This is a genomic window from Variovorax sp. 10L426 (assembly GCF_056395305.1).
In genome coordinates, this window is the sequence record NZ_JBFTJF010000004.1 from 114,830 (window position 1) to 136,231 (window position 21,402).

Consider the following 21,402-nt stretch of genomic DNA (forward strand, 5'->3'; position numbering starts at 1 on the left):
CGGAACCAAAGGTTGCCAACAATGAAGCTCTCAATCTCTCGCTACAACCCTGAAAAAGACAGCAAGCCGCACATGCGGGACTACGAGATTGAGCCCGCGCCTGAGGACCACATGTTGCTCGATGTCATCCTGAGGCTGAAGAAGCAGGACAACACCCTGACGCTGCGGAAGTCCTGCCGCGAAGGGGTTTGCGGGTCCGACGCGATGAACATCAACGGCCGCAATGGGTTGGCCTGCATCACCCGTGTCCATGGACTGAAGGAGCCGGTGGTCCTGCGCCCGTTGCCCGGCTTCCCCATCATCCGGGACTTGGTCGTTGATATGACCAACTTCTTCAAGCAGTACCGCTCCATCAGTCCATTCCTGATGAACGACGATGCGCCGCCGGAAAAGGAGCGCCTCCAGTCGCCGGCCGAAAGAGACACGCTCAACGGCGCCTACGAGTGCATTTTGTGCGGCTGTTGCAGCAGCCAGTGTCCGTCGTACTGGTGGAACCCGGACAAGTTCGTCGGGCCTGCCGGACTGCTCCAGGCATACCGGTTCATCGTGGACAGCCGGGACCGCGCCACGCCCGCGCGGTTGGAGAATCTGAAGGGCCCCTACCGTCTGTTTCGATGCAGAACCATCATGAACTGTGCAGAGGTATGTCCGAAGGGCCTGGAGCCTTCGCATGCCATCGAGAAAATCAGGTTGAGGATGCTCAACGTCACCGGCCAAGGAGGTGGGCTGGAAGTTCACGAGCCAGGCACCGGTCTCGACAAAAACCCTTAGATGCTCGGTTCACGGACAGACCGGAGCAGGTCCTTTGCGGCAAGGCGTGAACGTCCGGTTGTGGCTGACTGTAGCCGGTGGTCAGGTCCTGCTAAGAACTTGCTCCCTGGCTCGCCACTGGGCTGGACCGACCAGACAGTAGATTCCACGCAGGTGGACTCGCATCGGAGTTGCAGGGGGAGCATAGCCAGCTACCAATGCGACCGTTGCGCACCCAGGCGAAGTCGGGGTTGGGGTTGACCGTCCTTCGACTTTCGGCAACTGAGGGTACGGCATGTCGTAGGAAGTTGTTCTCTCTTGCCGCAAAACCGAGAACACCGGTAAGACCTATGAGCACGCTGTTCTGACCCACATCGGGAAATCCGGCTTCATCAAGGCGCATCAGAAGCTCCTGCCGCGACTCATTGGTGAGGTGCGGCGTCAACGGGGTCACTGCGCTCGCACCGGAGCATCCGAGCAGAAGTGCGGCGCCGGAGAGAAACCTTGAAATCACCATGCCTGTTGGCCTTTTCCTTGAACAGCGGGGACGATGAGCGGCTGCTTTGGCTCGAATTCTGCGGTCTTGACGAAGGGCCGGTCTTGGCCGACTGCGGAAGTCTAAGCGCGAGGCTTCCATTTGGGACTGGCCGCCAGTGCGCATCGCCTGCGCGCGCCGTGCTTCTTCATCGCTTGAACTACCCCGTCAGCCGCTGGAGATCGCAAAGTTTCACGATGCGGCAAAAGAACAGGAAATCGTGTCGCACTCAATGTGTTTTAGTGACGCACGACAAACCGCTCTGTCGCCCGCGGCCCGGTTGTCAAACGACCAACACGACCTTGCCTGTGTTCTTGCGAGCTTCCATGTAGGCCTGCGCTTCGCCTGCCAGTGCCAGCGGAAAGCTTCTGTCCACGTGGGGACGCACCCAACCTGCTTCCACACCATCCAGCAAGGTCCTCATCCAGGCCTGAAGCTTGGGCACCTCATGCCACAGATGGCCGAGGTTGACGCCGAAAACCGATCTGTTCTGGTTCATCAGCGCCACTGGGTTGAACCAGGGCATGCCAAGGCCCACCGAGAGCAGCTTCAGCGGGCCGGGCAGCGCCGACTCTGTCGCCGTGGAGGCGCCGAACATGCCTAGCCTGCCGGTGTGACGCAAGGCGCGATAGCTCTTCTTCCATTCCGCCCCACCCAGCGGATCGGAGATGAGCTCGACGCCGCGGCCTTGTGTGAGCCTTGCGACCTCGCGCGTCCAATCGAGCTTGGTGTAGTCGATCGCCTCGTGCAGGCCGCGTTGCTTGAGAAGAGCATGCTTGCCAGCGCTTGCGGTGCCGTAAATCGTGGCGCCGATATGGCGGGCAATATCGATCGCCGCCAGCCCGACGCCGCCGCCGGCGTTGTGGATCAGTACCGTCTCGTCCGGCTTCAGGCCGCCCATCACGACAATCAGTTGCCAGGCCGTCAGATAGTTGACCGGGATCGCCGCGGCCTGTTCGAAGCTCAAGGCGGCGGGCTTCTCGAAGACCTGGTCGTGGGGCACCACGACGGTGTCGGCATAGCCGCCAAAGCGGGTGAGGGCGAACACCTGCTTGCCGATCCAGCCTGTTTCCGACTGCGTGCCGACCGCATCGACGATGCCCGAGACTTCGTAGCCGATCACGGCCGGCAGCTTCGGTGCATCCGGATAGAGGCCCTTGCGAGCCAGGATGTCCGCAAAGTTGATGCCGCTGGCCCTGACCCTGATGCGCAGTTGCCCGGCCTGTGGTTCCGGGTCGGAAGCCTCTCGCTGCTGCAGGGCTTGCGGGCCGCCCTTGGCGGTGATCCAGACTTGCTTCATGGCGCACCCTCCGTGCTCGGCTCCTGCTGCGGCCGGTCCGCCCGCGAGGCGCGAAGCGTCGCAGCTTACGTCGAGTCAGCTTTTCTGACCACCTCAAAGCTGGCGGTCACAAACGACCGGCCTGAGCACCGCAGTCCGGATGAATGCGCCCTACGGTGCCTACGTGATCGGCGACTACACCGGAATCACGTCCCCGTTCAGAGCGCGCCTCCTGAGGATCAGGCCGTGGGCGGGTCTCGCTTGGAGTCGGACTTCGCACGGACGACCAGCGAGCGCAGTTCGCGCAAGCTGGCCAGTTGCTCGTCACTGCGAAGCTTCATCGCTTCAAGCTCGCGGACGATCTGCAAGAAGGGGTTGGGGTCTTGGGGGCGCGCGGGCGCGCAAGTAGGGTGTGCCATTGATGGCCTCCAACGATTTCGGTTTGCTACAACCGACGCACCCGCTGCTAAACGGGGGCGGCGGCTCGAACGGGTTAGCAGACCGGGAAACCGAAGGAAACCGGCGAGCCTCGCGGCTCCCCGAACGAGCCGCCAAAAAAAGTGGGGCGCGAACGACGAAGCCGCGGAACCCTTCGATTCAACTGCGGCTTCTGGTTTTCAGTTTCTGGGCTGCTAAACCCGATCACTCCATTGTGTGACGTGACGCGGCAAAGTATAGCGACGGGCTCAAGCCTTGCGCGTGGCCTTCAGCGTGATCTCCGGAACACTGGCAAGTGCTTTCGACAGCGGGCAACCCGCTTTCGCCCCGGCCGCGAGTTCCTGGAACTTCGCTTCGTCGATGCCGGGCACGGCCGCTTCCAGTTCAAGCTGGATGCGGTCGATCTTGAATCCCGGGCCGTCCTTCGCGAGGCGCACCGCGGCCTTTGTGTCGATCGACGTCGCGGTGAATCCGGCGCCCTCCAGCGCGAACGCGAAAGCCATCGTTAGGCAGCCCGCATGGGCCGCACCCAGGATTTCTTCGGGATTGGTGCCGCGCTTGTCATCCTCGAAGCGGCTGGCGAATCCATAGGGAAAGTCTTTCAACGCGCCGGTCTCGGTGCTGATCAGGCCCTTGCCGGTCTTGCCGGCACCTTCCCAGTGAACGCTTGCGTGCTTGTCTGCTGCCATGTGAACTCCTTGACGGTGGGTTGAACGGAGCCTGCCGTTGTACGACAGATTGGCCGCGGCGTCTGTCAGCCTGGAGAGTCACCCATGTGACGCCTATGGGGCTTCCCCGATGCAGCCGCGCCTTCGCGCGGCGTAGGCTCTCGGGCTGTTTGGAGACTGTATGGACCGCCCGCATTACAAGTTCTGGCCGCAGCGCCTGCCTCGTTCGATCACCGTCCCCGCCACCTCGCTGTGGCACAACCTCAAGACCAACGCTGAGCGCTATCCCGACAAGGCCGCGCTGGTCTTCTTCGGCAGCGAGATCACCTACCGCGAATTCGCCGCCCAGACCGAGCGCCTGGCCGGTACGCTGCATGCCCTCGGCGTGAAGCGCGGCGACCGCGTCATCCTCGACATGCAGAACTGCCCGCAACTCGTGATCGCGCATTTCGCGATCCTGCGCGCCAATGCCGTCGTGGTGCCGGTCAATCCGATGAACCGCGCCGAGGAATTGAAGCACTACATCACCGATCCGGACGCCAAGGTCGCGATCACCACCGGCGACATCGCGCCCGAACTCGCCAAGGCCAGCAATGCGCTGGACGCCAAGGACCGACTGGCGCACATGATCGTGACCCAGTTCACCGACACCTTCGATGCCGAGGTGACCGGCGACGAAGCCCCGGCGCCGGCCTGGCGCGACTGGCTGCTGACCCGCCATCCGCTGCCCGCGCTGGAAGACGGCGCCGTGATGGCGTGGACCGACGCAATGAACGCCGGCCACTCCGTGCCGGAGCACGTGGTCGGCGCCAACGACATGGCCTTGCTGCCCTACACCAGCGGCACCACGGGCCTGCCCAAGGGCTGCATCCACAACCATTCGAGCCTGATGCACAACGCCATCGCGGGCCAGCTCTGGGGTCTCGGCTCGATGGAGACGGTGGTGCTGGCCGTTGTGCCGATGTTCCACATCACCGGCGTGGTGAGCATGATGCACACCACCATCATCTTCGGCGGCACCTTGGTCATCATGCCGCGCTGGGATCGCGACGTGGCCGGCCGCCTGATCTCGCGCCGCAAGGTCACGAGCTGGACCAACATCCCGACCATGGTCATCGACCTGTTGGCCAGCCCGAACTTCGCGAACTACGACCTGAGCAGCCTCGTCTACATCGGCGGCGGCGGCGCCGCGATGCCGCAGGCCATCGCCCAAAGGCTGCTGGAGCAGTTCGGCCTCAAGTACCAGGAAGGCTACGGCCTCACCGAGACCGCCGCGCCTTCGCATGCCAATCCGTTCGAGAACCCGAAGCAGCAGTGCCTCGGCATTCCCTACATGAGCACCGACGCGCGCGTGGTCGACCCTGACACGCTGCGGGAAATGCCCATCGGCGAATCGGGCGAGATCATCATCCATGGCCCCGAAGTCTTCGAGGGCTACTGGAAGCGGCCCGACGCCACGGAAGCTGCCTTCGTCGAGTTCGAGGGCAAGCGCTTCTTCCGCTCGGGCGACATGGGGCGGATGGACGAGGACGGCTACTTCTTCATGACCGACCGGCTGAAGCGCATGATCAATGCGAGCGGCTTCAAGGTCTGGCCGGCCGAAGTCGAGCTGCTGATGTTCCGCCATCCAGCGATCCAGGAAGCCTGCGTGATCGCCACCAAGGATGCCTACCGCGGCGAATCGGTGAAGGCCGTGGTCGTGCTGCGCCCGACGCACAAGGACACGACCGAGCAGCAGATCATCGACTGGTGCCGCGAGAACATGGCGGTCTACAAGATCCCGCGCGCGGTGCAGTTCGTCGATGCCTTGCCCAAGAGCGGCAGCGGCAAGGTGATGTGGCGGTTGCTGCAGGAGGCGGAGAGCGCCGAAAAATAAGGTTTTGGACACGCTGCTGCGGGTACCCCCCATCGACGCTAGCGTCCGCCACGCATAGGCCTCACGCCAGACTCATGTCTAGCCGCCGACCGAGCGCCCGCAGCGCAGCGGCAACCGTGTCGATCTTCGTCGGGTGGTGCAGGTCGATCAGGCGCGTGACCTCCTGCGGGCGCGCGTGCATAAGCCGCGCCAGCTCTGCAGGGCGCTTGCCCTGCGCAATCATCTCGTTGAGCAATAGCACCTTTGCCGACACGCTGGCCGGCAGGTCGACCGTGATCTGTCCGCGCTTCGGAGCCGACGGCGGCGGTACCGGTCGGCGGTCTTCGAAGTAGAAATCCATCGCACTCGTCAGCGCATCGGCTGCGAGCGCAATCGCCTCATCCCGATCCTTCGCGCCGGTCAGGGCCTCGGGGATATCGGGGAAAGAAACCGTGAACCCATCGCCATCGCGGGTCACGCGTGCCGGGTAGCTAAACATTGTTCACCTCTCATCTTTGACACCGAGTTGACGCAAGATGGCCTTGCGCAATCCTTCGCCCAGATCCTGGGCACCGTGTCGCGGCAGCGTCGACTGCTTGCCGTTCAGGTACACCTTGGTGTGCTTCGCACCCTCAGTGAACGTCGCCCCCTTGGCGGCGAGGAAGCGCTTGAATTCCGAATACTTCATGGAGAGTCCCATCCTGTGGTTGTCGTTTGCGGTCCATAGCTCTTTCTCCATGATTTCGTGCACAGCGCACGCACCCTTGGGCGAGGTGCAGGCCGCCGGAATATCCGACTTGCCTGCATAAAGTATAAACAAAAATGTTGAACATTGTCTATGTAGGCAACATTGACCGGCTAGGCGCCGCCGCTGCTTCCAGATTGTCAGCAAGGCCTGCGAACGAGGGTACGGCCGGGCAGGTGAAGCAGGCGTGCGGGTCCTCGCAGAGCCACCGGTACAACTCCATCTTCTGCGAGTACTGCACGCCGTGCAGCACGAGACCAGACAGGTGCCAGATGAAACGCCCTGTTTCAATCGTGGTAACGGTTCGCGAAGGGCAGGCGCTATGGCTTGCGCAGCATATCGATCAGCCGCGCCAACGCCACTGACGGCGTGCCTTGCCACACCAGATGCGTGCGATTGGCGCGCATGCGCTCCGGCAGCACGTGCTGGCGCACATCGGCGGTGGCGCGCAGCGCCTTGAGCACGGACACCGGCACGATCGCAAAGCCGGTGCCCGCTGCCACGCAGGCGATCATGGCCTGGTAGGAAGAAAACTCCAGCGAGCGCGACGGCGATACGCCGCCCTTGCCGAGCCATTGCTCGAGCAGGCGGCGATAGGAACAGCCCTGCGCGAAGGCAATCAGCGTCGCATTGGCCAAGTCGCCGGGCCGGGTCACGGAGCTCACGCTGTGCGCGGTGATCAACACCAGTTCTTCCTCGAACACCGGCAGGGTCTCGAGCCCGGGCGCGGCGAAAGGCTCCGACACGAAGGCGGCTTCGATATCGAAGGCCTTCACCCGTTTGAGCAAAGCGCCAGTGGTGCCGGTGACGAGTTCGACCACCACCCCCGGATAAAGCTTGTGGAAGCGCGACAGCACAGGCGCCAGCCGGCTGCCCGCCGTGCTTTCGAGCGAACCCAGCCTGAAGGTGCCAAGCGGGAGATCGCTGCGCAATTCGCTCTCCGCCTCGTCGGCCAGGCGCAGCAGGCGGTCGGCATAGGGCAGCAGCTTGTGGCCGGCGGGCGCGAGCGCGAGGGTGCGCCCCTGGCGATGGAACAGCTTGTGACCCAGTCGCTCTTCAAGTTGCTGGATGCGGGTCGTGACGTTCGACTGCACGCGGTTGAGCTTGTCGGCCGCGCGGATCACGCCGCCCTCGGCCACGACAGTGCGAAAGATCTCCAGGGAGTCGAGGTCGATCGTTCTCATAAGAAGAATGATTGTTCTGAATAATTCATTTGTGGCCGTTGCGCATTCTGCGTCTAATGACGAGCCATGTCGAACCCATCCATCGCCGTATCGAGACCGTCCTTTGTCACCGTGTGCGCCGCCGGAATGCTGGCGCTGGCGATCGCGATGGGGATCGGCCGCTTCGCCTTCACGCCGATGCTGCCCCTGATGATCCGCGCCGGCAGTGTCGACGTGGCGGCCGGTGGCTGGCTGGCGGCGGCCAACTACGCGGGCTATCTGCTGGGCGCGCTCACGACTGCGCGGCTGCCGCTCACGCCGCAGCGCGTCGGGCTGTTGTCGCTGGCGGTGATCGTGCTGTCGACTGCGGTGATGGGCTGGACCGGCTCCGTCTCGATCTGGCTGCTGCTGCGCTTCGTGGCAGGGGTGGCGAGCGCATGGGCGCTGGTGAGCACCAGCGTGTGGTGTCTGGGCTGGCTGGCGCGCCTCGATCGTCCGGCAGGCGCCGGCGTGCTCTATGCAGGCGTAGGCGTGGGCATCGCGCTCGCAGGCCTCTATTGCTGGCGCGCGGGCGTGGCGGGCGTGGTGCCCGAGGGGCTCTGGATGCAGCTCGGCGCGCTCGCGCTCGTGGGTTTGGTCGTTGTCGCGGTGTTGATGCCGCGCGAGGCGGCGGGGCAGGGCGCGGCCGCGAACGGTCCTTCCGCCGCCGCGCCGACGTCGTCGCCCGGTGTGGTCCCGTGGGGACTCGTGTTGAGCTACGGTGTCCTGGGTTTCGGCTACATCCTGCCGGCGACTTTCTTGCCGGTGCTCGCGCGCGCGGTGGTCGATGACCCTTCCGTGTTCGGCGCCGCCTGGCCCGTGTTCGGCACGGCGGCGGCGTTGTCGACCGTGTTTGCCGGCGCGGCGCTGGTCCACTTGCCAAGGCGGCATGTGCTCGCCGGAAGCCATGCGCTGATGGCGCTCGGCTGCCTGCTGCCGGTGCTGCATCTGTCGGCGGCCACCGTGCTCATGGCTGCGCTGCTGGTGGGCGGCACATTCATGGTCGCGACCATGGCCGGCATGCAGGAAGCAAAGGCGAGCAGCGTGGGCGATCCGACGCGCATGCTGGGGCGAATGACCGCGGCCTTCGCGATCGGCCAGATGGCCGGGCCGGTGTTGTCCTCCGCGCTGAGCGGCAAGGCGGAAGGCTTCGGCGGACTTTTCATCGCGTTGGCGGTCGGCGCCGTGGCGCTGCTGGGCAGTGCCGCATGGTTGGTCCGGAAACCTTCACGCACCGTTTGATCGACAGAACCAGACAGGAACCCATCACATGATTCAGCAAGGTCACACCGAGCCCTGGGTCGAGCGGCTGCCCATGCCCGCCGCCGAGTCCATGAGGGATGCGCAACGCGCCGCCGCGCAGGCCCTGATCGACGGTCCGCGCAAGGCCGTGTTCGGTCCCTTCATCCCGCTGCTGCAGAGCCCGGTGTTGATGGAGCGCATCGGCAGCCTGGGCGAATACCTGCGCTTCGACAGCGCGATCGACCCGCGCGTGCGCGAACTGGTGACCTGCGCCGTCGCGCGCCACGTCGGTAATCAGTTCGAATGGGTGCTGCATGCCGCGGCGGCGGTCAAGGCCGGTGTCAGTGCCGAGGCGATCGAGGCTTTGCGACTCGGGCGCCGCGCTGTGCCGCTGGCGGACGACGAGCAACTCGCGCTCGACTTCGCTCTGGAACTGCTGCGGAACCATGGCGTGAGCGAGCCCACCTACGCGGCCGCCGAGGCGCGCTTCGGCCCGCGCACGGTGGTTGAACTCAGTGCGCTGGTCGGCTACTTCACGATGGTCTGCTGGGTCATGAACGTGGCCCATACGCCGGTCAAGCCGGCGGATGGGCAGCCCGGGCTGGACCCGTTCCCGCTCTAGGGCGCGGCGAACCCGCAGGCCGCCGCGGCGGCCGGGCATGGCGCGTGGTCAGGTTGGTGTCGCAATCGGCAGGCACAATCGCGTCGCGCCGCGGACAGGGTCCGTGAACCGACCCTTCCGATCACTCATGCTCGACAAACGCTTCTTCCCGCGCCAGGCCGTCGCGTCCGGCGGCAACCGCTGGGACTGGGCCCTCCTGCCCCTGGTGCTGGCGACCCTGTTCGCCCTGGCATTTGGTGCCGCCCAGATGGCGCGCCCCTATGAACTGGGCCAGCCGCTGCCGATCAGCCTCGACCCGTGGATGCTGCCGTACTACCTGCTGCGCACGACGCTGCGGATGTTCCTCGCGCTCGGGGCGTCACTGGTGTTCGCCTGCGTCTTCGCCGTGCTGGCGACTCGATACAAGGTGGCCGAGAAGATCCTGGTGCCGATGCTGGACATCCTGCAGTCGATCCCGATCCTGGGCTTTCTGTCGATCACGGTCACCGGCTTCATCGCGCTGTTTCCGGGCAATCTGCTGGGCGTGGAGTGCGCAGCGATCTTTGCGATCTTCACCTCGCAGGCCTGGAACATGGCGTTCAGCCTTTACCAGTCGCTTCGCACGGTGCCCGCCGAGCTGCGGGAGGCGTCGTCGGTGTTCCAGCTCTCGGCCTGGCATCGATTCTGGCGACTCGAACTGCCTTTCGCGATGCCCGGACTGCTGTGGAACATGATGATGTCGATGTCCGGCGGCTGGTTCTTCGTGGTCGCGTCCGAAGCGATCTCGGTGTCGAACCAGAACATCAAGCTGCCCGGTGTCGGCTCCTACATCGCGATGGCCATCGAGGCGCGCGACATCGGCGCGATCGGCTGGGCCATCGGCGGCATGCTGATCGGCATCACGCTGTACGACCAGCTCTTCTTTCGGCCGCTGATCGCATGGGCCGACAAGTTCCGCTTCGAGGAGGGCAGCTCCGAAGACGCGCCGCGCTCCTGGCTGCTCACGTGGCTGCGCCGCACCGATCGACTCAAGCGCATCGTGATCGGGGCGGCGAAGATGCTCGAGCGCTCGCTGGTGCTGTTCCGGCGCGATCACGACGGGACTTCCATCAAGGCGCGCCCGCAACTGCCGAACGAGGCCGTGGCGCGTGTGTGGGACGCCACGATCGCGGCGGCGGTGCTGCTGGCCATCGTGTGGCTGGTGCGCTTCATCCACACCGAGGTCGGCTGGTCCGAGGTGGGCCACGTCTTCCTGCTGGGCTTCTACACGATGCTGCGCGTGCTGGTGCTGATTGCGCTGGCCGCGCTGGTGTGGGTGCCGATCGGCGTTTGGATCGGCATGAATCCACGCTGGGCCGGGCGGCTGCAGGGCGTGGCGCAGTTCATGGCGGCGTTTCCGGCAAACCTGATGTTCCCCGTGGCGGTGCTGTTCATCGTGCGCTGGCAGCTCAACCCGAACATCTGGCTCGCGCCCCTCATGGTGCTGGGCACGCAGTGGTACCTGCTCTTCAACGTGATCGCGGGCGCCTCGACCATCCCGACCGAACTGCGCTACGCGGCCGAGAATTTCGGGCTGAAGGGATGGCTCAAGTGGCGGCGCTACCTGCTGCCGGCGGTGTTCCCGAGCTTCGTCACCGGCGCCATCACGGCCAGCGGAGGCTCATGGAACGCCAGCATCGTGGCCGAATACGTGACCTGGGGCGACACCACGCTGCAAGCCGTGGGCCTGGGCAGCTACATCGCCCACATGACCGCCATCGGCGACTTTCCGCGCATTGCGCTGGGCATCGGCGTGATGTGCGTGTTCGTGATGGCCATGAACCACTTCGTCTGGCGGCGGCTCTATGAGCTTGCAGAGAACCGGATGCATTTCTAATTTCCAATGACTGCGAATGATTGCGCGAGGAACCGCCATGGCTGAAGCCATCGTTGAACTCAGGGGTGTGGGCAAATCCTTCAAGCTCGCCGACGGCGCGGCGCGCTCGGTGCTGGAGGGCGTGGATTTTCGGCTGGCCGAAGGCGAGATCGTGGCGTTGCTCGGGCAGTCGGGTTCGGGCAAGTCGACGCTGCTGCGCATCCTGGCGGGCCTGATCGGCGTCGATGCCGGCAGCGTGAACTACCGCGGCCAACCCTTGTACGGCCCGGCGCGCGGCATCGCGATGGTGTTCCAGTCTTTCGCGCTCTTTCCGTGGCTCACGGTGCAGCAGAACGTCGAACTGGGGCTGGAGGCGCGCGGCGTCGAGCCGGTGGAGCGCGCGCGGCGTGCGAGCGACGCCATTGAATTGATCGGTCTGGCGGGCTTCGAAGGGGCATTGCCGCGCGAGTTGTCGGGCGGCATGCGGCAACGGGTGGGCATTGCACGCGCGCTCGTGGTCGAGCCCGAGGTGCTGCTGATGGACGAGGCCTTCTCCGCGCTCGACGTGCTCACCGGCGAGCGCCTGCGAGACGACATCCTCCAGCTCTGGGGCGGTGGCGAGATGCCGACCAAGGCCATGCTCATCGTGTCGCACAACATCGAGGAAGCCGTGCTGATGGCCGATCGCGTGCTGATCTTCGCGGCGGACCCCGGCCGCGTCCGCGCCGAATTGCCGATCCGCCTGCCGCGCCCGCGCGATGTCGACAGCCTGGAGGTGAGGGCGCTGATCGACGAGGCCTATGCGCTCATGACCGCCGGCGCGCCGGTGGCCGGCCGCGCCGCCGAGGAACCCGTGCGAATGCATCTGGGCGATCGCCTGCCCGACGCCGATGTCGGCCGCATGGAAGCGCTCCTGGAAATGCTCATCGAAGACGGCCGGGAGGGCCGCGCCGACCTGCCGCAACTCGCCGAGGAGGCCGAGCTCACCGACCATGACCTGCTGCCACTCACGCAGGCGCTTTCGTTGTTCGGCTTTGCGCAGCTTGCGGACGCCGACTTGCATCTCACCGAACTGGGTCGTCGCTACGTCGCTGGCACGCACACGTTGCGCCAGCAGTTGCTGGGTCAGCAGTTGCTTGCGCACGTTCCGCTCGCAGCCCACATCCGCCACAGCCTGGAACAGGCCCCCTCGGGCGAGCTGCCGCAAGAACCCTTCCTGGAGTTGCTGAAGGAGAGCCTGGACGAGGCAACCGCCGAGCGCGTCCTGCGCACGGCGATCGAATGGGGCCGATACGGCGAGGTGTTCGAGTACGACCTGCGCACCGGCCTGATCCATCTGCCCGCAGGCGAGGACGAAGCCGCCGAAGCTTCAAGCAACGGCGGCTAGACCAGCGGGCGACCGGATAATGCGGGGCCTGCGGCGCCGGCGCCAGCGATGCTGCGGTCCGGCCCGCCCTCTCTTTCATCTTCGACTGATCTCCCATGAAGCGACTTTTCCTGCAAGGTGCCCTGGCCGCCCTGATGGCCTCCTGCCTCGGCATGGCTGCGCATGCGCAAACCCCCGTCCTGCGCGTTTCGGCCATCCCCGACGAGGCGCCGACCGAGTTGCAACGCAAGTTCAAGCCCTTGGGCGACTACCTGCAGAAAGCCACCGGCATGACGGTGCAGTTCACGCCGGTGACCGACTACGCCGCCGTGGTCGAGGGCCTCGCCACGAACAAGATCGATCTCGCCTGGCTCGGCGGCTTCACCTTCGTGCAGGCCAAGCTGCGCACCAACGGCACGGCCGTGCCGATCGTGCAGCGGGCCGAGGACCAGGTCTTCACCAGCAAGTTCATCGTTCCGGTCGACAGCAAGGCGAAGACGCTGGCCGATCTCAAGGGCGACACCTTCGCCTTCGGCGCACCCTCGTCGACCTCGGGCAGCCTGATGCCGCGCTATTTCCTGATGCAGGCCGGCATCAACCCCGAGAAGGACTTCAAGAGCGTGGCTTACTCCGGCGCACATGACGCCACCGTCGCTTTCGTCGCGGCGGGCCGTGCGCAGGCCGGCGTGCTCAATGCCTCCGTGTGGGACAAGCTGGTCGAGGAAAAGAACCCGAACGCGGGCAAGGTCCGCGTGCTGGCGACGACACCGACCTTCTACGATTACAACTGGACGGTACGTCCCGGCCTCGATCCGGTGATCACGAAGAAGCTGACCGACGCCTTCCTTGCGCTCGACGCGGCGAATCCGGCGCACAAGGACATCCTTGCACTGCAGCGCGCCAGCAAGTTCATCCCCACGCAGGCTTCGAACTACGAAGGCATCGAGGCGGCGGGCAAGGCGGCCGGTCTCATCAAGTAAGGCGGGATTGGCCTTGACGCTGGTGCTGCGCGACGTCGGGCTGGTGCACCCCAACGGCCACCGCGCGCTGAAAGGGGCAACGCTGGCCGTCGAGCGCGGCGAATGTGTCGCCGTGATCGGCCCTTCGGGCGCGGGCAAGACCAGTCTGTTGCGCGTCGCGGGAACCTCGATACGACCGAGCGAAGGCCATGTCGAAGTGCTCGGCCAGGCGCCGTGGGGGTCGTCCGCCCCGGCGCTGAAGGCCTTGCGGGCGCGCATCGGCTTGATTCACCAGACGCCGCCGATCCCGCCTCGTTTGCGTGTCGTCAGCGCGGTGCTGGCGGGGCGGCTCGGCGTGTGGTCGGGGTGGCAGGGCATCGCCTCGCTGCTGCGCCCCGCCGATGCGGCCGGTGCGCAGAACGTGCTGGCGCGGCTCGATCTGGGCGAGCGTGTGTTCGATCGATGCGATCGCTTGTCGGGCGGCCAGTTGCAACGCGTCGGTATTGCGCGCGTGCTCTACCAGGCGCCGGACCTGATCCTGGCGGACGAGCCCGTGTCGGCCCTCGATCCCACGCTGGCCGATGCGGCCATCCGCGAACTCATCGCGCAGAGCGAGGCCACGGGTGCAGCGGTGGTGGCGTCTTTACACGCCGTCGATCTGGCGCTGAAGTGGTTCGGGCGCATCGTCGGCCTGCGCGATGGGGAAGTGCGGTTCGACGTGCCGGCGGCCGATGTCACCCACGCGATGCTGCAGGACCTCTACGCCACCGAAGGCGGTGTGCTGCCGACGCAGGCCCGCGAACTGCCGCTCCCCGGCCCGGATGCGCGGGCGCCGGCAATCATGTGTCGCTGACCATGCATTCCCCGAGCGCCGCGACCCTGCGCGACCCGCTGGCGCGTGGGCGCCTCACGGCAGTGCTGATCGCGCTGGTCGTGCTGTGGCCGATGGCGTTGATCGCGCAATTCAATCCGCTTGCATTGTTCGACCCTGCGAGCCTGCGCGTCATGGGTGGCTTCCTCGCGGGCTTCTTGCCGCCTTCCGCGGCGCCCGACTTCCTGGCGTTGCTCGCCAAGGCCACGCTCGAGACGCTTGCCATGGCGACTGCCGGCATCGCGTTGGCCTTTGTCGTTGCGGTTCCGCTGGCCTTCGCGATGACGCGATCCCTCTCGGTGGCGCGCATCGGGCCCGGGCCGGGGCGCTGGCGGGGGCAGGCGATCCGGTCGGCCGCAAGCGGTCTGCTCGTCGTTCTGCGCGCCATTCCGGAAGTGGTCTGGGCGCTGGTGCTGGTGCGCGCCTTCGGGCTGGGGCCGGCGGCGGGCGTGCTGGCATTGGCCATCACGTACGGCGGGATGCTTGGCAAGGTGTATGGCGAGATCCTCGAATCGGGTGATACGCGCCCGGCACGCGCATTGCTCGAAGCCGGCAGCGGACGGATCGCGGCCTTGTTCTATGGGCTGTTGCCGGGCGCGGCACAAGAACTGGTTTCGTACACCGTGTACCGCTGGGAATGCGCCGTACGCGCATCGGTCGTGATGGGTTTCGTCGGTGCTGGCGGCCTGGGCCAGCTCATGGACCAGTCGATGAAGATGCTCAACGGCGGCGAGGCCAGCAGCATCTTGATCGTCTTTCTGTTGCTGGTGCTGATGGCGGACGGCTTGAGCGCCATGTTGCGCAGGGTGCTCGCATGACGCAACGGCCGTGTGTTGCATGCATCGCGGTGAGCTTGGGCGTGCTCGTCGCGATCATTGCCAGCTTTGCCTATCTCGCGATCGACTTCCGGGCTCTGTTCGCCAGCGAGTCGATGGCATCCATGGCGAGGTTCGTCGCCGAGTTTTTCCCGCCCGATGTTTCGTCGGCCTTTCTGGCAAAGATCGCCTGGGGCGCGCTGCAAACGCTGGCGGTGTCTGCGTTGGGCACCTTGCTGGCATTCGTCGCTGGCGCGTTGCTGGCGCTGCCGGCCTCGGGGCGATTCGGGGTGGTGGGCAAGCAGGGCGCGCGGTTCATGCTGAATGTGTTGCGCAGCGTGCCCGAACTGGTTTGGGCGGCGCTGATGGTCCTGCTGGCCGGCCTGGGTCCTTTCGCGGGCGTGCTTGCACTGGCGCTCCACACCACTGGCGTCTTCGGAAGGCTGTTCGGCGAGGCACTCGAAAACGCGCCCGCAGCGCCCGAGCTCGCGCTGCGCGAGGCGGGCAGCGGCGCGGCAGCCGCCTTCGCCTACGGGAGCCTGCCGTTGGTCTGGCCGCAGTGGCTTGCCTATACGCTCTACCGATGGGAGATGAACATCCGCATGGCGGCAGTGCTCGGCTTCGTGGGTGCCGGCGGGCTCGGGCAGATGCTGTACTTCCATCTGTCGCTGTTCCAGCAGGCGCAGGCCGCGACCGTGATCGGCGCGATGTTCGTGCTGGTCTTCATCGTGGATGGCGCAAGCAGCCGGCTGCGGCGCGGGCTCGTTCCGGCCTACGCCTGAAGGCGAGAGGCTTCCAGCGCCAGCACGGCATCGGCCACGGCCTCGATGCCAGCGTCCGAAAGATCGCTCGCCTCGATTTGGCGTCGGTCGCTCCACGCCGCGAAGTGACGCGCCTGCGATCGCGCATAGTGCGGGTCGTAGTGCAGCGCCATCAGCTCCGCGAACAACGGTGAAAGCTCGCCGGCGCGCGCCCAGGCCTGCCAGCGCTGCACCGTCTCCTTGCCCTGCATTTCCTTGAGCATGCCGAGTTGGGTGGCGAGCGCTTCGGCGTTGTCGCCCAGATAGGCGTAGTCTCGCAGCAGGTAGGTCAACCGCGCCTCGGGCGTCGCGACGACCTCGATGCATGGGCTCTCGCGCATCCGGGCGACCATCGACAAAGGCACCGCGATGCGGCCGATGCGCGCGCTTTCGCCTTCCACGTACAAGGGGCGATCGAGATCGATCGTTTCAAGCACCTGCGCGATGCGCGTCTCGAAATGTTTCTGCGAAGGCTGGGGCACGCCCGGCAGGGCGCCGAGCAGCGATCCCTTGTGCCTCGCGAAATCCTCCAGGTCGAGCACCTGCGCTCCGCGCCGCGCCAGCGCCTGCAGCACGCGGGTCTTCGCGCTGCCCGTGGCGCCACAGAGAATGCGCAGTGGCAGCCGCGGGCACAGCGATTCGAGCTGTTGCAGCACGTGATGGCGAAAGCTCTTGTAGCCGCCGGCCAATTGCTGGGCATCCCAGCCCACGAGCCGCAGCCAGGTCACCATCGAGCCGCTGCGCAGGCCGCCGCGCCAGCAGTACACGAGCGGCTTCCAGTTGGCCGGGCGGTCGGCAAAGACCTCGCGCAGATGCTTCGCGAGATTGGCCGCGACCATCGCACCGCCGACGCGCCGCGCCTCGAATGCGCCCTGCTGCTTGTAGAGCGTGCCGACGATGCGGCGCTCCTCGTCGTCCAGCACCGGGCAGTTGATGGCGCCGGGGATGTGGTCCAGCGCAAACTCGGCGGGCGAGCGTGCGTCGATCAGGGTGTCGAACGCGTGACGATCGGTCACGCGCACAGGAGAACGTTGCATGATGTGTTCAGCGCCGATGCCCGGCGCGCATGGCTGGCAAAATGCCGACCCACGTCGGCTGTCTCGAACACTTCATCATGGAATCGATCGCTCTCACAAGGTTTTCCCACGGCGGCGGTTGCGGCTGCAAGATCGCCCCGGGCCTCCTGGCCGAGATTCTGGCACGCGCCCCGCAAGGCATCGTGCCGCCCGAACTGCTCGTGGGCATCGAGACCAGCGACGATGCGGCCGTCTATCGCCTCAATGCCACGCAGGCGCTGGTGGCCACCACCGATTTCTTCACACCGATCGTCGACGACCCGTACGACTTCGGCCGCATCGCCGCGACCAACGCGCTGTCGGATGTGTACGCGATGGGCGGCACGCCGATCATGGCCCTGGCGCTGGTCGGCATGCCCATCGACAAGCTGCCGCCCGAAGTGATCGGGCGCGTGCTCGAAGGCGGCGCCAGCGTCTGCCGGGAGGCCGGTATCCCCATCGCGGGCGGCCACAGCATCGATGTGCTGGAGCCGATCTACGGCCTGGTCGGGCTGGGGCTGGTCCATCCCGATCGCGTGCGCCGCAACTCGGACGCAAAGGCTGGTGACGTGCTGGTTCTGGGCAAGCCGCTCGGCGTGGGCATCCTCTCGGCGGCGCTCAAGAAAGGGCTGCTCGACGATGACGGTTACGCGCAGATGCTGCGCTACACGACACAACTCAACCGCGTGGGGATCGAACTCGCGGCCATGGACAGCGTGCATGCGATGACCGATGTCACCGGCTTCGGCCTCGCCGGCCACCTGCTGGAAATCTGCCGCGGCGCGAATCTCTCTGCGCGCGTGCAACTGAGCGCGCTGCCGATCATCGAGGCCGCGGCGAAGTTCGCCAAAGAAGGCATCGTCACCGGAGCTTCGGGCCGGAACTGGATCGGCTATGGTTCACAGGTCGAATGGCCGGCGTCTGCCGCCACGTGGCAGCATTCGCTGGTGGCCGATCCGCAGACCAGCGGTGGGCTGCTGGTGAGTTGCAGCGCCGATGCCGTCGATGCCGTGGTGGGGGTCTTCCGTGCCGCGGGTTTCGAGCATGCCGCACCGATGGGTGCACTCCGCCAGGGCGATGCCGGATCGGCTTCGCGTCTTGAATTCACTGTCTAAGAAAGAACACCGAGGAGCCTATGAATCGTCGCGCCAGTGCCGTGGTGGCAAGCCTTCTGATTGCCTTGTCGTCATTCGCGGCCTGTGCGCAAGAGTCCGAGCCAGATGAATTTTCCGGAAAGCCGTTCTGGGAAGTCCTCATCGGACCGTTTGCGATCCACTGGAGCAACAATCCCGAGCACAAGCACGTCTATCTCCTGGGCATCGAGCGAGCTCAGGCGGACGGCTACATCTGGGGCTTCTCCGCCTTCAGCAATTCGTTCGGCCAACCCTCGGCCTACGCCTATTACGGCTATCGATGGGACGACCTGTTCGGCTATCCCAAGGTCTACGCAAAACTCACCGGCGGCATCATCTATGGCTACAAGTACCCGTACGAGAACAAGATTCCGTTCAATCACGATGGCGTCGGGCTCGGGGTCATTCCGGCAATCGGCTATCGGTTCACCCCCAGAGATGCTGTTCAGGTCGAAATGCTGGGGACGGCCGGACTGATGTTCACGTACAACCGCAGGTTCTGAATCTCGACAAAATTTCCCCCTATAATGTGAGGCTCTGCAAAATGCGGAAAAACGCGGGAATAGCTCAGTTGGTAGAGCGCAACCTTGCCAAGGTTGAGGTCGAGAGTTCGAGACTCTTTTCCCGCTCCAGTTTTCAGAAAAAGAGGCCTTGGCCTCTTTTTTTTGGTCTTCAGTCCGACGCGTTCGACGGCCCGATCCGCGCATCCGGCAGCCGGACCGGCACATAGGCCAGCCGGCGATCACGCATCACCAGCAGCGCGACGGACTGCCCGGGCGGGAGATTCGAGAGCCGGTGTCGGTAGTCCTCGACACGATCGACCCGTGCGTCGTTCACCGCAACGATCAGATCCCCCGCCCGAATGCCTTCGCTACGGGCTGCGCCGGTGGCTTCGCGGACCATCAGACCGCCCTCGGTTCCCAACTGCTGGCGTTGTGCCGGCGTCAACTCGCCAAGGCTCAGACCCAGGCCGTCGTTCCACTCGAGAGCGAGGTCGGTCCGCAAATAGCTTCTCTGCACCGGTTCTTCCGAGAGCGTCACCAATATCGTGTGTTTCGTGCCGTGGCGCCACACGTCCAGTCGAGCGCGGCTGCCGGGCGCGCGCTCGGCAATCTGGCGCAAAAGCTCCGTGAAGTGCGCGATCGGCGCACCGTCGAGCATGGTGACGACATCGCCGCGAGCCAACCCGGCCGCCTGCGCCGGACCGCCGGCATCCACGCGAACCACCAGCGCGCCGCCCGCCGTTTCCTTCGATCCGAAGGCTTGGGCCAGCGCTGGCGTCATCTCCTGGAAGTCGGCGCCGATGCGAGCCCGCCGGACCCGCCCTGAGGCCTTCAATTGCGCTGCGACTTTCATCGCGAGGTTGATCGGCACCGCAAAGGACAGGCCCATGTAGCCGCCGCTGCCGCTGTAGATCATCGAATTGATGGCGACGACCTCGCCGCGATGGTTGAACAGCGGGCTACCCGAACTGCCGGGATTGATGGCCACGTCGGTCTGGATGAAGGGAATCTCACCGGCGCCGCCGATGAAGCGGTCGACGGCGCTCACCACGCCCGCGGTGACAGTGCCGTGAAAGCCGAAGGGCGCCCCGATGGCAGCAACCCAGTCACCCGGCGCGAGTTTCGACGAATCGCCGATGACGGCGGTCGGAAGGCCGGTCGCGTCGATCTTCAGCAATGCGATGTCGGTGCGCCTGTCGACGCCCAGCACCTTCGCGGGGAACCGACGACCGTCGTCCAGGCGGACTTGGGCTTCGTCGATGGCAGCGACCACGTGGGCGCTGGTCAGGATCAGGCCGTCGCTCGTGAGAACCACGCCGGAGGCCAGGTCGCGGATCTGGCTGACCCGCACGCTGGCCCGCAACGGCCACGCCAGCCTGTCGGCGAAGTCGGCTTCGGGCGCGATCTCGTCAAGGCCGTCGATCGTTTCGTCGCGCCCGATCCGCAGGGTGCTGATATCGACCACGCTGGCGCTGCGGCTCGCGACGAGCGAAGAGAAGGAGGTCGCCCCGGTCGGTGATGTTCCGGGGCTGACGGCGCACGCGCCGAGAAGGCATGCAAGACCCACGATGACCACGCGCCGAGACAGGCGCGCCACTGCTTGCGCAACGCAGCCGCTGTTCCACATCCGCATGATCGAAAAACCGCACATGGCGATTCTTCAGATCGAAGAAACCTCAGGCTGGTTCCTGTGCCATGTGCCGCCGGCGCGCCGCGCTCACTGCCGGGTCAGTCCGAGCTGGTGAATGATGCTTCCCCACTGTTCGTAAGTCGAATGCGTGAGCTCGTCGAGTTGCTGCGGCGTCGACGATTCGGCCTCGTACGCACCCTGACGGAAGAAGTCTCGCGTCGCCGGCATCGCGAGCACCTGCGCGAGTGCCGCGTTGAGCTTGGCGACGACCGGTGCGGGCATGTGCGCCGGGCCATAGAAGCCCAACCAGCTCGGCATGTCGACGCCGGTCACACCTTGCTCGGTCATCGTCGGCACGTCGGGCAGCATGGGACTGCGCTTCGGCGCGGCGACCGCCAGCATGCGGACCTTCCCGGTCGCGGTGTTCGTGATCGCGTTGGGTGCGGCATCGAAGTAGTACTGCACACGGCCCGCGAGGAAATCCTTGGCCGCATCCGCGCCGCCCTTGTACGGCACGTGGACCACGTCGAGCCCGGCCTGGCGCGCGAAGGCTTCTCCGTAGATGTGCGACGAGGTGCCGGTGCCGAAGGAGGCGTAGCTCATCTTGCCCGGGTTGGCCTTGATGTAGGCGATCAGCTCCTGCACCGTCTTCGCGGGCACGCTGGTGTGCACGGTGAGCACCAGCGGGCCGCGCGCGCCGAGCGAGATCGGCGTGAGGTCCTTGAACGGGTCGTACCGCACCTGCGCCAGCGTCTGCGGGTTCTGCGCGACGACGGAGGAGGGCGCGTACATGATCGTGTAGCCGTCAGGCGCTGCCCGGATCACCTCTTCGGTCGCGAGGATGAAGCTCGCGCCGGGCCGGTTCTCGACGATCACCGATGTCTGGAGCACTTCGGCGAGCTTGTTGGCCACGAAACGCGCCTGCGTGTCGGACGCGCCGCCCGCGGCGAGGCCCAGGACGATGCGGATCGTGCGGCCTTTTTCCGGGAAAGGCGCCGTTGCCGCCGCCGAGACGCTCGTTGCGAGCGCTGGCGCAAGACAGAGTGCGAGTGCGCCGAGCGCGCGGCGGCGGTCGATGCGAAGAGGAGGTGGCTGCAATT

21 protein-coding genes and 1 tRNA gene are annotated in these 21,402 nt (G+C 65.7%); 13 read left to right on the forward strand and 9 right to left on the reverse strand.

Going from position 1 to position 21,402, the window contains the following annotated elements; all coding sequences use genetic code 11:
* Positions 1-21 precede the first annotated feature (21 nt).
* Positions 22-771, forward strand: a complete 750-nt coding sequence (locus AC1DHL_RS07135; RefSeq protein WP_478097314.1) for a succinate dehydrogenase iron-sulfur subunit — start codon at positions 22-24, stop codon at positions 769-771.
* A gap of 797 nt (positions 772-1,568) precedes the next feature.
* Here the strand turns inward: AC1DHL_RS07135 and AC1DHL_RS07140 are convergent.
* The 3 genes from AC1DHL_RS07140 to AC1DHL_RS07150 form a co-directional block, all read right to left on the reverse strand.
* The gene (locus AC1DHL_RS07140; protein ID WP_478161544.1) at positions 1,569-2,585 is read right to left on the reverse strand and encodes a synaptic vesicle VAT-1 family membrane protein; all 1,017 of its coding nucleotides are present in this window, start codon (positions 2,583-2,585) and stop codon (positions 1,569-1,571) included.
* Positions 2,586-2,803: 218 nt separating this feature from the next.
* A complete protein-coding gene (locus AC1DHL_RS07145; RefSeq protein WP_478097310.1) occupies positions 2,804-2,983 on the reverse strand; it encodes a hypothetical protein in 180 nt (59 codons plus the stop codon).
* A gap of 267 nt (positions 2,984-3,250) precedes the next feature.
* On the reverse strand, positions 3,251-3,691 hold the full coding sequence (locus AC1DHL_RS07150) for an OsmC family protein (RefSeq protein ID WP_478161545.1): 441 nt from the start codon (positions 3,689-3,691) through the stop codon (positions 3,251-3,253).
* 160 nt (positions 3,692-3,851) lie between these two features.
* Here AC1DHL_RS07150 and AC1DHL_RS07155 point away from each other — a divergent pair, with 160 nt between their 5' ends.
* Positions 3,852-5,546, forward strand: a complete 1,695-nt coding sequence (locus AC1DHL_RS07155; protein ID WP_478161546.1) for a long-chain fatty acid--CoA ligase — start codon at positions 3,852-3,854, stop codon at positions 5,544-5,546.
* A 61-nt stretch (positions 5,547-5,607) separates the two neighbouring features.
* Here AC1DHL_RS07155 and AC1DHL_RS07160 read toward each other — a convergent pair whose 3' ends face one another.
* From AC1DHL_RS07160 to AC1DHL_RS07170, 3 genes are all read right to left on the reverse strand, one after another.
* Positions 5,608-6,024: a type II toxin-antitoxin system HicB family antitoxin gene (locus AC1DHL_RS07160; RefSeq protein ID WP_478161547.1), complete on the reverse strand. Its 417-nt coding sequence runs from the start codon at positions 6,022-6,024 to the stop codon at positions 5,608-5,610.
* 3 nt (positions 6,025-6,027) lie between these two features.
* Complete coding sequence (locus AC1DHL_RS07165; RefSeq protein WP_478097303.1) at positions 6,028-6,213, reverse strand: type II toxin-antitoxin system HicA family toxin; 186 nt, start codon at positions 6,211-6,213, stop codon at positions 6,028-6,030.
* A gap of 377 nt (positions 6,214-6,590) precedes the next feature.
* The gene (locus AC1DHL_RS07170) at positions 6,591-7,454 is read right to left on the reverse strand and encodes a LysR family transcriptional regulator (RefSeq protein WP_478097301.1); all 864 of its coding nucleotides are present in this window, start codon (positions 7,452-7,454) and stop codon (positions 6,591-6,593) included.
* A gap of 66 nt (positions 7,455-7,520) precedes the next feature.
* Here AC1DHL_RS07170 and AC1DHL_RS07175 point away from each other — a divergent pair, with 66 nt between their 5' ends.
* The 8 genes from AC1DHL_RS07175 to phnE all read left to right on the forward strand — a co-directional run bounded on the left by AC1DHL_RS07175 (position 7,521) and on the right by phnE (position 15,963).
* Positions 7,521-8,714 carry a YbfB/YjiJ family MFS transporter gene (locus AC1DHL_RS07175; RefSeq protein ID WP_478097299.1) on the forward strand — a complete coding sequence of 398 codons (1,194 nt, stop codon included), beginning with the start codon at positions 7,521-7,523 and terminating at the stop codon, positions 8,712-8,714.
* A gap of 28 nt (positions 8,715-8,742) precedes the next feature.
* Complete coding sequence (locus AC1DHL_RS07180) at positions 8,743-9,336, forward strand: carboxymuconolactone decarboxylase family protein (protein ID WP_478097297.1); 594 nt, start codon at positions 8,743-8,745, stop codon at positions 9,334-9,336.
* A gap of 127 nt (positions 9,337-9,463) precedes the next feature.
* Positions 9,464-11,191 (forward strand): ABC transporter permease, encoded by a 1,728-nt coding sequence (locus AC1DHL_RS07185; protein ID WP_478097295.1) that lies wholly within the window; start codon positions 9,464-9,466, stop codon positions 11,189-11,191.
* A 37-nt stretch (positions 11,192-11,228) separates the two neighbouring features.
* On the forward strand, positions 11,229-12,557 hold the full coding sequence (locus AC1DHL_RS07190) for an ABC transporter ATP-binding protein (protein ID WP_478097293.1): 1,329 nt from the start codon (positions 11,229-11,231) through the stop codon (positions 12,555-12,557).
* A 95-nt stretch (positions 12,558-12,652) separates the two neighbouring features.
* Complete coding sequence (locus AC1DHL_RS07195) at positions 12,653-13,516, forward strand: putative selenate ABC transporter substrate-binding protein (RefSeq protein ID WP_478097291.1); 864 nt, start codon at positions 12,653-12,655, stop codon at positions 13,514-13,516.
* A 13-nt stretch (positions 13,517-13,529) separates the two neighbouring features.
* On the forward strand, positions 13,530-14,348 hold the full coding sequence (locus tag AC1DHL_RS07200; RefSeq protein ID WP_478097552.1) for a phosphonate ABC transporter ATP-binding protein: 819 nt from the start codon (positions 13,530-13,532) through the stop codon (positions 14,346-14,348).
* Positions 14,349-14,350: 2 nt separating this feature from the next.
* Positions 14,351-15,184, forward strand: a complete 834-nt coding sequence (locus AC1DHL_RS07205; RefSeq protein ID WP_478097289.1) for a PhnE/PtxC family ABC transporter permease — start codon at positions 14,351-14,353, stop codon at positions 15,182-15,184.
* Complete coding sequence (gene phnE / locus AC1DHL_RS07210) at positions 15,181-15,963, forward strand: phosphonate ABC transporter, permease protein PhnE (protein ID WP_478097287.1); 783 nt, start codon at positions 15,181-15,183, stop codon at positions 15,961-15,963. The genes AC1DHL_RS07205 and phnE overlap by 4 nt, the downstream gene beginning before the upstream one ends.
* On the opposite strand, the gene mnmH is transcribed toward phnE, so the two are convergent.
* Complete coding sequence (gene mnmH / locus AC1DHL_RS07215; protein WP_478097550.1) at positions 15,954-17,021, reverse strand: tRNA 2-selenouridine(34) synthase MnmH; 1,068 nt, start codon at positions 17,019-17,021, stop codon at positions 15,954-15,956. The genes phnE and mnmH overlap by 10 nt on opposite strands.
* 74 nt (positions 17,022-17,095) lie before the next feature.
* Here mnmH and selD point away from each other — a divergent pair, with 74 nt between their 5' ends.
* The 3 genes from selD to AC1DHL_RS07230 all read left to right on the forward strand — a co-directional run bounded on the left by selD (position 17,096) and on the right by AC1DHL_RS07230 (position 18,801).
* Positions 17,096-18,151, forward strand: a complete 1,056-nt coding sequence (selD, locus tag AC1DHL_RS07220; protein WP_478161548.1) for a selenide, water dikinase SelD — start codon at positions 17,096-17,098, stop codon at positions 18,149-18,151.
* Between the two features lie 20 nt (positions 18,152-18,171).
* A complete protein-coding gene (locus tag AC1DHL_RS07225; RefSeq protein ID WP_478161549.1) occupies positions 18,172-18,672 on the forward strand; it encodes an ABC transporter ATP-binding protein in 501 nt (166 codons plus the stop codon).
* A gap of 53 nt (positions 18,673-18,725) precedes the next feature.
* A tRNA-Gly gene (locus tag AC1DHL_RS07230) sits at positions 18,726-18,801 on the forward strand.
* Positions 18,802-18,841: 40 nt separating this feature from the next.
* Here AC1DHL_RS07230 and AC1DHL_RS07235 read toward each other — a convergent pair.
* Positions 18,842-20,323 carry a trypsin-like peptidase domain-containing protein gene (locus AC1DHL_RS07235; protein ID WP_478161550.1) on the reverse strand — a complete coding sequence of 494 codons (1,482 nt, stop codon included), beginning with the start codon at positions 20,321-20,323 and terminating at the stop codon, positions 18,842-18,844.
* Between the two features lie 66 nt (positions 20,324-20,389).
* Positions 20,390-21,400 (reverse strand): Bug family tripartite tricarboxylate transporter substrate binding protein, encoded by a 1,011-nt coding sequence (locus tag AC1DHL_RS07240; RefSeq protein ID WP_478161551.1) that lies wholly within the window; start codon positions 21,398-21,400, stop codon positions 20,390-20,392.
* Positions 21,401-21,402 lie beyond the last annotated feature (2 nt).

What these genes read in the sequence shown, in the direction of transcription:
- AC1DHL_RS07190 (WP_478097293.1), top strand. Translation starts at nt 11,229, where the DNA reads ATGGCTGAAGCCATCGTTGAACTCAGGGGTGTGGGCAAATCCTTCAAG.
- AC1DHL_RS07135 (WP_478097314.1), top strand. Translation starts at nt 22, where the DNA reads ATGAAGCTCTCAATCTCTCGCTACAACCCTGAAAAAGACAGCAAGCCG.
- AC1DHL_RS07205 (WP_478097289.1), top strand. Translation starts at nt 14,351, where the DNA reads ATGCATTCCCCGAGCGCCGCGACCCTGCGCGACCCGCTGGCGCGTGGG.
- AC1DHL_RS07170 (WP_478097301.1), bottom strand. Translation starts at nt 7,454, where the DNA reads ATGAGAACGATCGACCTCGACTCCCTGGAGATCTTTCGCACTGTCGTG.
- AC1DHL_RS07145 (WP_478097310.1), bottom strand. Translation starts at nt 2,983, where the DNA reads ATGGCACACCCTACTTGCGCGCCCGCGCGCCCCCAAGACCCCAACCCC.
- AC1DHL_RS07185 (WP_478097295.1), top strand. Translation starts at nt 9,464, where the DNA reads ATGCTCGACAAACGCTTCTTCCCGCGCCAGGCCGTCGCGTCCGGCGGC.
- AC1DHL_RS07150 (WP_478161545.1), bottom strand. Translation starts at nt 3,691, where the DNA reads ATGGCAGCAGACAAGCACGCAAGCGTTCACTGGGAAGGTGCCGGCAAG.
- AC1DHL_RS07160 (WP_478161547.1), bottom strand. Translation starts at nt 6,024, where the DNA reads ATGTTTAGCTACCCGGCACGCGTGACCCGCGATGGCGATGGGTTCACG.
- AC1DHL_RS07235 (WP_478161550.1), bottom strand. Translation starts at nt 20,323, where the DNA reads ATGTGCGGTTTTTCGATCATGCGGATGTGGAACAGCGGCTGCGTTGCG.
- AC1DHL_RS07175 (WP_478097299.1), top strand. Translation starts at nt 7,521, where the DNA reads ATGTCGAACCCATCCATCGCCGTATCGAGACCGTCCTTTGTCACCGTG.
- AC1DHL_RS07165 (WP_478097303.1), bottom strand. Translation starts at nt 6,213, where the DNA reads ATGAAGTATTCGGAATTCAAGCGCTTCCTCGCCGCCAAGGGGGCGACG.
- AC1DHL_RS07140 (WP_478161544.1), bottom strand. Translation starts at nt 2,585, where the DNA reads ATGAAGCAAGTCTGGATCACCGCCAAGGGCGGCCCGCAAGCCCTGCAG.
- phnE (WP_478097287.1), top strand. Translation starts at nt 15,181, where the DNA reads ATGACGCAACGGCCGTGTGTTGCATGCATCGCGGTGAGCTTGGGCGTG.
- AC1DHL_RS07195 (WP_478097291.1), top strand. Translation starts at nt 12,653, where the DNA reads ATGAAGCGACTTTTCCTGCAAGGTGCCCTGGCCGCCCTGATGGCCTCC.
- AC1DHL_RS07225 (WP_478161549.1), top strand. Translation starts at nt 18,172, where the DNA reads ATGAATCGTCGCGCCAGTGCCGTGGTGGCAAGCCTTCTGATTGCCTTG.
- AC1DHL_RS07155 (WP_478161546.1), top strand. Translation starts at nt 3,852, where the DNA reads ATGGACCGCCCGCATTACAAGTTCTGGCCGCAGCGCCTGCCTCGTTCG.
- selD (WP_478161548.1), top strand. Translation starts at nt 17,096, where the DNA reads ATGGAATCGATCGCTCTCACAAGGTTTTCCCACGGCGGCGGTTGCGGC.
- AC1DHL_RS07180 (WP_478097297.1), top strand. Translation starts at nt 8,743, where the DNA reads ATGATTCAGCAAGGTCACACCGAGCCCTGGGTCGAGCGGCTGCCCATG.